The sequence below is a fragment of the Streptomyces sp. NPDC037288 genome (assembly GCF_055603265.1).
In genome coordinates this window covers 1-1,776 of the sequence record NZ_JBVJVY010000203.1, presented here as the reverse complement: position 1 = coordinate 1,776, position 1,776 = coordinate 1, and the positions used below count along the sequence as shown (strand labels likewise).

Here is a 1,776-nt window from a genome sequence, read left to right as displayed (position 1 = left end):
AGCCCGTCGAGAACCACGCCGCAGCCACGCGAGCGGAGCGCCACGCCCGACGGCTCTTCGAGGCCGTGCAGGCCCTCACGCGTTCTGGTCGGAGCCACAGTTCCGTGGCCCGGGAGCTCGGCCTGAACCGCCGCACCGTCAGCAAGTACGCCCGGGCCCATACCTGGCAGGAGGTGGTGCGTCGCCCGCCCCGCAAGCCTCCACACTGGATCCCTACCTCAGCTACCTGCAACAACGCTGGGACGAGGGACAGCACAGCGCGAAGATCCTGCACGAGGAACTGCAGACCAAGGGCTACCTTGGCCACTACCAGCGCGTGAAAATGGCCGTCGCACCCCTCAGGCGGGGCCTGCCCATCGACGAACCACGCGAGCGACCGCCCTCCCCGCGCGAAGCCGCCCGCTGGATCACCACCCATCCGCACCGCCGCAACCCGCATATCAACGACCGCCTGCCCCGGCTCCTCGACCACTGCTCTGAACTCAAGACCGTCCACGACCTGGTCCGCCGCTTCGCCGCCATGCTCGACAACGGCGACGCGACATCCTTGCCAGAGTGGCTGGACGACCTCGCAAACACCGGGCTGGCTCCGCTGACCGGACTTGCCGGAGCCCTGCGCGAAGACCGACATGCAGTCGCCCAGGGAATCGTCACCCCATACAACTCCGGGGTCAACGAGGGCCGCATCACCGACGTCAAGCTGCAGAAACGCCTCATGGCCGGACGCGCTGGCGTCCCCCTTCTCCGTCACCGCATCATCCTGATCGCCCACCTCCGCCGACGCTATGCGGACCAGCCGACCGTGTCACCGAGATGATCTCCAGCTACGAAAATCTTGCCAGAGCCACGTTCATGTGTACGCCGACACCGTCATCCCCGAACGGGCGGGCCAGAAGGCCAACCGGACGCGGCGCGGCCGAGCCGGCGGCAGACCACCGACCTTCGACCGCGACCTCTACAAGGCCCGCAACGTCGTCGAACGCTGCTTCAACCGCCTCAAGCAGTTCCGCGCGATCGCCACCCGCTTCGACAAACTTGCCGACCGCTACCGGGCCGGAGTCCACCTCGCCTCGCTCATCCTCTGGCTCCGCGAACCCAACCAAGATCATTTGTCAGACAGGACCTCGGCCAGGATGGGGAGGCCCTGGCGCTCGCAGATGCGGATGATCCGGTGGGTACGGGCGGCGGTCAGGTCGTGAGCCCGGCCCGGTAGTGCGGGTGAGAGCCACAGCAGTCGGCCGCCCGGACCGGTGACCACCTGTACGTTCACCCTGTGCCGGCGGTGCTTGTGGGAGTAGTCGGCCCGTCCGTCGCCGACCCGGTCGCACTCGGCGAGCGTGCCGTCCAACAGGACAAAGTCGGGGTCGGTCTCGCGCAGGACCTTCAGCAGACCCGGCGCACGTTCGGCGAGCAGGTGGATGACCGCGCTGGTGTAGGCGTGGGCGGTGGACTCGCTGATCCCGAACCCGGCAGCGATCTTCGCCAGGGTGATGTGCTCGCGCAGGTACGCCAGTGCCACCATCGCGCGCTGAGAGGGGCGGAGCTTGCAGCGCCGGTCGCCCTCACGGGTGACGATGAGCATGGTGAAGGTTGACTCTGTAGAAGTTGGCGCCCACTGCAGGTCGGAACGCAAGTCAACCTTCAGCGACCGTTCTCTCGCGGAGTGACTACTGAAGAAGCTCATTGAACCTCTTTCATCCTGAAGAGTCGCAGGTCAGTAGCACGTGGATGGCTTGGACGGTGCGGCTGACGCGGCGGGTGGAGGAGCGTGCTCTG

The 1,776-nt window shown here is 66.9% G+C and carries 1 protein-coding gene and 2 pseudogenes; 2 read left to right on the top strand and 1 reads right to left on the bottom strand.

Annotated features, from left to right (window positions below):
* The first annotated feature begins 322 nt into the window (after positions 1–322).
* Positions 323–817 (top strand): transposase, encoded by a 495-nt coding sequence (locus ACZ7GZ_RS43265; RefSeq protein WP_471033344.1) that lies wholly within the window; start codon positions 323–325, stop codon positions 815–817.
* A 52-nt stretch (positions 818–869) separates the two neighbouring features.
* Positions 870–1,118 (top strand): annotated as a pseudogene (locus tag ACZ7GZ_RS43260) (IS5/IS1182 family transposase); the annotation flags it as partial.
* Between the two features lie 2 nt (positions 1,119–1,120).
* Here the strand turns inward: ACZ7GZ_RS43260 and ACZ7GZ_RS43255 are convergent.
* Positions 1,121–1,582, bottom strand: a pseudogene (locus ACZ7GZ_RS43255) (transposase); the annotation flags it as partial.
* Positions 1,583–1,776 lie beyond the last annotated feature (194 nt).